The following is a 6,000-nucleotide window of genomic DNA, read 5'->3' as shown; positions in this document are numbered from 1 at the left end:
GTTAGCAAGGGTTAAAGCGGTAGCTAATTGCATAAAAAAGGCCTGCGACATTTCTGTTGCAGGCCTTTATACACCAGTCACTGGATCGGTCAACCGATCTGAAAAATGCTTATCTGATCGGCATTAGGTACAGAACCGGGCTTATAGCTTCTAAATGAGTTTTAGTCTTTCTTCGCCAGCAAATAACTGACCAATTGTTGTAACTCAGCGTCAAAGTTTTCCGGATCCAACTTGTCGAATTTCAACTTGTATTTGCCGTTGACCAACAGCATAGGTACGCCGGTTAATACTCTGTTTTCGCTCCAGAATAGTTGATGCTCTTTCATTTTTGCTGCAGCAGACAACACCGGCATGCTGTTGAAGCTCTTATCAAAAGTAGCGGCGTCAAAATCGTTCACTAACAACAGGCTGCGGATATCGGCGTCGGTGCTGAAAGTGGCTTGTTGGCGATGAAGATAGTTAAAAATCATCGAAGCAACCTGTTCGCCCTGGCCTGCATTTTTGCCGACAACATAAGCGCGGGATAAAGCATTTTGCATTTCCGGACTAGCGGCCGGTAGAAAATCGACATGCACTTTTTCCAGCGCAACCCCTTGTGGTAGGTTTTTGCTCAAGTTGTTGGCAAAGGGCTCAAATGCAAAACAGTGGCTACAGTAAAACGAAAAAAATTCTTTTACTTCAGGTTTGCTGGTGGCCTTTTCTGCCACGACTTCAAAATGCTCACCTGCAACAAATTTACTGGCATCGGCATTGGTGTCGCAAGCAAACAGTGACAATGCAGCAAACAACACGATAAAAGTACGATGGAACATGGTCTCTCCGGCGAATTAAGGTTGTTGCAGTAAGAAATTAACCAGGTTCTTGAAGTCTTGTTCCTGATTGTTCCGGTCAAGTTTAGCGACGTTAATTTTGAAACGACCATTGACGATAAAAGTCGGTACGCTGTTTAACACGCGGGATTTGGTGAAGGTTGCCTGCTCTTTCTGGATCAGATTCACCTGAGTTTTCACCATGAAATTATTCAGATGTTTATCATAAGCTGCAGCGTCAACACCGGCAGCGACCACCACGTCGCGGATTTCCGCGTCATTGGCAAAGGCTTTACGGTCTTTATGAATGTGGTTAAAAAACGCTTTATTGACTTCATCGCCTTTACCCTGGGTTTTAGCCAGCACCATCGCAGTGGTTAAGGTTTTTTGAATTTCCGGAGAAGCCGCGCCCATAAAATCGACATGGTATTTTTTAAAGGTGGTGCCTTCTGGCAGGGATTTCATCACGGTTTGCACCACCGGATCGATGGCATTACAGGCTGGGCAATAATAAGAAAAAAACTCTTTTACTTCTGGTTTGGCGCTGCGCTGCTCAGAAATTACCTCGTAGTGCTCACCTTCTTCGTAGGTCGTTTGCGCAACCAAAGTTGGTGCCATGAACAATGCCGCGACCATAAACATCAATTTCTTCATCGTGTTATTCCACCTTTATCGTCAAATCAGCTCAGGGCCACCTGCGGCGAACCCACAATTCAAAACTTGCGCACAGCTTACACCAGCCGAATTTACGCTGTACAGCAGCAAGATAAGTTAATAATCATATGGATGTAAACGCAGTGGTGGCTGTTGCATTCGCAGGCACTGGTCCTGCAACACGACCAACTGTTGTTGCCAATAAGCATCGGTATTAAACCATGGGAAATGCAGCGGAAAAGCCGGATCCGACCAACGCCGTGCCAGCCACGCCATATAGTGCACCATCCGCATACTGCGCAGTGATTCAATCAGTTGGAGCTGGCTAAAATCAAAGTCACAAAATTGCTGATACTCTTCCAGCAACAGCTCTAGTTTGTAGCGTTGTTCAGTGGCATCCCCGCCCAATAACATCCATACATCCTGCATTGCCGGGGCCTGGCGGCAGTCGTCTAAATCAACAAAAAATGGTTGTTGGTTAAAAAACAAATTACCCAGATGGCAATCGCCATGGGTGCGAATAAGTTGTTTTGGCCGGAATTGCTGCAGGCAGAGCTGGGTCAGCTGTTCAAGTACAGTGTTGAGTTGTTGTTCGATATGCTGGCTTAGCAGCCCGCTCGACACTAAAAACTGCTGGCTGTCGATGATGAATTCCTGCACTGACAATGTCGGACGCGCGGTAAATGGTCGGGCGCTGCCAAGTTGGTGTAACTGACCTAAAAATCGCCCGAGCTGACAAAGTTGCTCGTCGTCATCGGCTTCCAGCGCGCGTCCACCACGGCTTGGGAAAATTGCGAACTGATAACCCAGATAAGGTAAGAGCGACTCACCCGCCACTTTCAATGGTGCCACGACTGGAATTTCGGCCGCCTGTAGTTCAAACGCAAACTGATGTTCTTCCTGGATTTGCGCCGCTGACCAACGCTGTGGCCGGTAAAATTTGACGACATAACGCTCGCCATCATCGGCTTTAAACTGGTAGACCCGGTTTTCGTAACTGTTTAAAGCCAACAAACCAGACTCAGCATAAAAGCCATAATGCTGGCAGGCATCCAGAATTAAATCAGGGGATAACTCAGAAAAATCAAAGGCTGCAGCCATGGTTGACCTCATATTCACAAGGCGCCAGTGTAACGGCTTCCCAGGGTTGCAGCTATCCATTTATAGTGCGGAATAGCGGGCCTGTCCGTTGCTGACAGACCCGCTCAGATCCTAACGTCCGGCGAAAAACTTGCTGCCTTGGGTCAGCTCAATATCGGCATCAGCTTTGTTGCGAACCTGAAACTCGATGTCCAGCACCGGTTTGGTTGCGTCGGCCGGATCGAGTGACAGGCTGATCGGAATACCAGCCGTGTCGCCACCTTGAATGGTGACTTCCTGCTCGCCAATCCACTTCGCGGTATCAAGCCCACTGAAACTCAACACAAAGGTTTGATCTTGCTGTGATTTATTGATAATCCGGATGGTATAGGTGTTTTCAATCAACCCTTCATCGGTTTCCCGGAACAAGCTGCCACGATCCCGGACAATATCCAGTTCCGCCGGTACCCTCGTCCACAAAGTGACGCCAAAGGCTGCTGTCACCACTACCAAGACTAAAAAGTAGCCGATCAGTTTTGGACGCAACACTTTCACCGGCTTGCCTTGCAGACTATGTTCGGTGGTGTAGCTAATAAGGCCTTTGGGGTAACCCATTTTGTCCATGGTATCGTCGCAGGCATCAATACAGGCGCCGCAGTTGATGCATTCGTATTGCAAGCCGTTGCGAATGTCGATGCCGGTTGGGCACACATGCACACAGAGGTTGCAGTCGATGCAATCACCAAGCCCTTTTTCCTTGTAAGCTAAATCTTTGCGGGCGCGTGGACCACGACTTTCACCCCTGGCGCTGTCATAAGTGACAGTGAAGGTGTCTTTATCAAACATCGCCGATTGAAAACGGGCGTAAGGGCAAATATGGGTGCACATAATTTCACGCATCCAACCGGCATTGCCATAGGTGCAAACCATAAAGAAAATCACGCAGACCATGGCCCAGAAGCTGGCGTTGCCGCTGAAAAAATCAATGAATAAATGTTCGATTGGGGTGAAATAACCAACGAAAATCAGTGAGGTCAGCAGCGAAATCAGCAACCAGCTGACATGAGTGACGGTTTTTTTAGCGACTTTACTAACTGACCAGGGGTCTTTGTCCAGTTTCATCCGATGATTGCGGCTACCCTGCACCTTTTCTTCAACCCAGATAAAAATAAAGGTCCAGACGGTTTGCGGACATAAATACCCACACCAGACCCGGCCATAAAAGGTGGTGACAAAAAACAACGCATAAGCGGAAATGACCAGGATCCACGCCATGATGGTGAAATCCTGTGGCCATAACGTCATACCGAAAATATGAAATTTTTGCTCGCCGATATCCAGCAAAATTGCCTGATGCCCATCAAACTGTAGCCAGGGCAACAGCATAAACATCCCCAAAAACACAAACCCCATATAACGGCGGAGTTGTTGATGTAAGCCTTTGACCGCTCTGACATAAATCCGATCACGAGCCGGGTAGGCCGCGGCATCTTTCGGATTGTACATGTCCACTTTAATCGGAATGGGTTGATGTTTGGGTTGTTCAGTCACTTGTTACCTCGGTTGCTGCAACGGTTTTCGCTTCTGCAGGAAACGACAACTGTCGGCGATTATAGCAGTAAATGTTGACAGATCATGGTCTTGGCAACCTTGTGCTGGATCAGTCAATGTTATCTTTCGTCGAATAACCATGGACTATGCAAAAGCTGAACCAGAATGGAGGCTGCATGTAATCTATTGAAATGGATAGAAATAATCAACTTTCTCTGCCATGATTGCCACTTTCGTTGATAGCTCACTGTCAACGATGGTGACAGCCCACAATCAGAATCAAGCAGGTCTTGTCAGAAGATTTGGAATTTAGTTGATTCGCTGTACAATAAAGCCGTGCTGAATGATTGACTGAAAAGATGTAAGGTGTAGTCATGAAAAAATTATTGTGGATTATTGTCGCGATACTGCTGCTGGCGACATTTTCGGATCATCCGGTGCTGCTGCCCTACAAGCAAAAGCTCTATGCGAAATTTACCGATACCACCCACAACGCCAGCAAAGTAAAAGCTGAACAAGCCTTACAAACGTTGGCGAGTCGTTTACAGGAGTTTGGGGCTACCTTGGGTAAAGGCCAACAAACTGAACTGCAAAAAGCCAGTAGTAGTAAAGCCGCTGTGCTGGAGTTCCAGCAAGCTTACTGTATCGACAAGCAGTTTCACCCGCTGTTTTACGGCGAGCCGATCGGTAAAGTTTGTACCATTATTCAGGATTTAAGCAACGGGCTGTAATGTCAGCCCGTTCTGCTTCATTCGACTTTCTTCACTACCACAGATTTAACCGTGGTAGCCGCCGGACTTTGGTTTTGCTCGTTAACGCTCAAAATAAGCTGGCGGATTAACTTAGATTTAGACACGCCGCTTTCTTTACTTAATTTATTCAACACTTCGATAGCTTCAGCACTTAACGTGAAAGTGGCATGCCGCATCGGGCCGCGGCTCAACAGATGAGTTGAGTCCTCGGCTGGTGCCTGCCGGACACTAACGATTTGGGGGATACCCATCGCATAGTTTTCGGCATCGGCAATAAATTCTTCCACGGTGAAAGTACGTTTATTCGATCGTGTTGAATTTTTTTTCAGATCGGTCAATGCCATCTTCTTGAATTGCCTTCATTGCCATCAGTTCAATAATTATGTCTTTGATTTCTGTAGCGGCTTTGCCATCCGGCTCAGTGTCCATCACAGACATACCTTTTTCTTCGCTGTCATCGTAGATGTTGCGGCTGTAGGTGACGCCGTTCAGTACTCTTAAAGTAAAGGAACGCACCACTTCTTTGGCATCCAGGATCCGGCTCGCCTGATTCGGCAATGACGGACATTGGGTCATCACGCACGCGACGATCATATCCGGGTTTACCACATTACAGTTGCTGACCAAATCTTCCAGATGTTCCAGCGTTTTTAAATCACGACGTTTCGGTCGCAGCGGTAACAGCACATGTGATGCCACTGACATCGCGGAGCGCAATGCGACACTGTCCTGTCCGCCACAATCGACAATGACATAGTCATAATGATGTTCCAGACTTTTCAGCTCGTAACGGATTTTTCCGTACATCTGCACGCAGTTGATCCATTGGACATTGGGCGACAAATGGCGTTCTTGTACCCAATCCGACGTTGTTCGCTGTGGATCACAATCGACCAGAATCACATTGGCGTTCTTCTGGGTTGAAAAATACACGGCGATATTTTGCGCCAGGCAACTTTTGCCACTGCCGCCTTTTTCCCCACCGACTAACAAAATCATGTACATTTCCTCATTGTTGCGACCACGACAATTCAGCACTGCTGTTGCAGAACTGCAGGTTAAGCTGATCACAAAACTCAATATGCATTGTTGCTTATGATCAGTTTTATAGTGTAGGAGACAACTGGACAGACTGGCAAAGTTTGGTTTGCGCT

7 protein-coding genes are annotated in these 6,000 nt (G+C 47.2%); 1 reads left to right on the top strand and 6 read right to left on the bottom strand.

From position 1 onward, the window contains the following. Positions 1-161 precede the first annotated feature (161 nt). The 4 genes from EOE67_RS08865 to ccoG all read right to left on the bottom strand — a co-directional run bounded on the left by EOE67_RS08865 (position 162) and on the right by ccoG (position 4,094). Positions 162-812, bottom strand: a complete 651-nt coding sequence (locus EOE67_RS08865) for a thiol:disulfide interchange protein DsbA/DsbL (RefSeq protein WP_127698734.1) — start codon at positions 810-812, stop codon at positions 162-164. 15 nt (positions 813-827) lie between these two features. Beyond that, positions 828-1,463 carry a thiol:disulfide interchange protein DsbA/DsbL gene (locus EOE67_RS08860; protein WP_127698733.1) on the bottom strand — a complete coding sequence of 212 codons (636 nt, stop codon included), beginning with the start codon at positions 1,461-1,463 and terminating at the stop codon, positions 828-830. Positions 1,464-1,580: 117 nt separating this feature from the next. After that, positions 1,581-2,564 (bottom strand): serine/threonine protein kinase, encoded by a 984-nt coding sequence (locus EOE67_RS08855; protein WP_206099535.1) that lies wholly within the window; start codon positions 2,562-2,564, stop codon positions 1,581-1,583. A gap of 111 nt (positions 2,565-2,675) precedes the next feature. Continuing rightward, entirely contained in the window at positions 2,676-4,094 is a 1,419-nt protein-coding gene (gene ccoG / locus EOE67_RS08850) for a cytochrome c oxidase accessory protein CcoG (protein ID WP_240652759.1), read from the bottom strand. Positions 4,095-4,468: 374 nt separating this feature from the next. Here ccoG and EOE67_RS08845 point away from each other — a divergent pair, with 374 nt between their 5' ends. After that, positions 4,469-4,825, top strand: a complete 357-nt coding sequence (locus tag EOE67_RS08845) for a hypothetical protein (protein WP_127698731.1) — start codon at positions 4,469-4,471, stop codon at positions 4,823-4,825. Positions 4,826-4,842: 17 nt separating this feature from the next. Here the strand turns inward: EOE67_RS08845 and EOE67_RS08840 are convergent, their stop codons facing one another. After that, on the bottom strand, positions 4,843-5,190 hold the full coding sequence (locus EOE67_RS08840; protein ID WP_127698730.1) for a ribbon-helix-helix domain-containing protein: 348 nt from the start codon (positions 5,188-5,190) through the stop codon (positions 4,843-4,845). Beyond that, the gene (locus EOE67_RS08835) at positions 5,147-5,845 is read right to left on the bottom strand and encodes an AAA family ATPase (protein WP_068059558.1); all 699 of its coding nucleotides are present in this window, start codon (positions 5,843-5,845) and stop codon (positions 5,147-5,149) included. Before EOE67_RS08835 ends, EOE67_RS08840 begins: the two co-directional genes overlap by 44 nt. Positions 5,846-6,000 lie beyond the last annotated feature (155 nt).

It is taken from the genome of Rheinheimera riviphila (assembly GCF_004005945.1).
Classification (GTDB): domain Bacteria; phylum Pseudomonadota; class Gammaproteobacteria; order Enterobacterales; family Alteromonadaceae; genus Pararheinheimera; species Pararheinheimera riviphila.
Note: the sequence above shows the minus strand (reverse complement) of the source record. Positions and strands in the feature narration are given on the sequence as shown.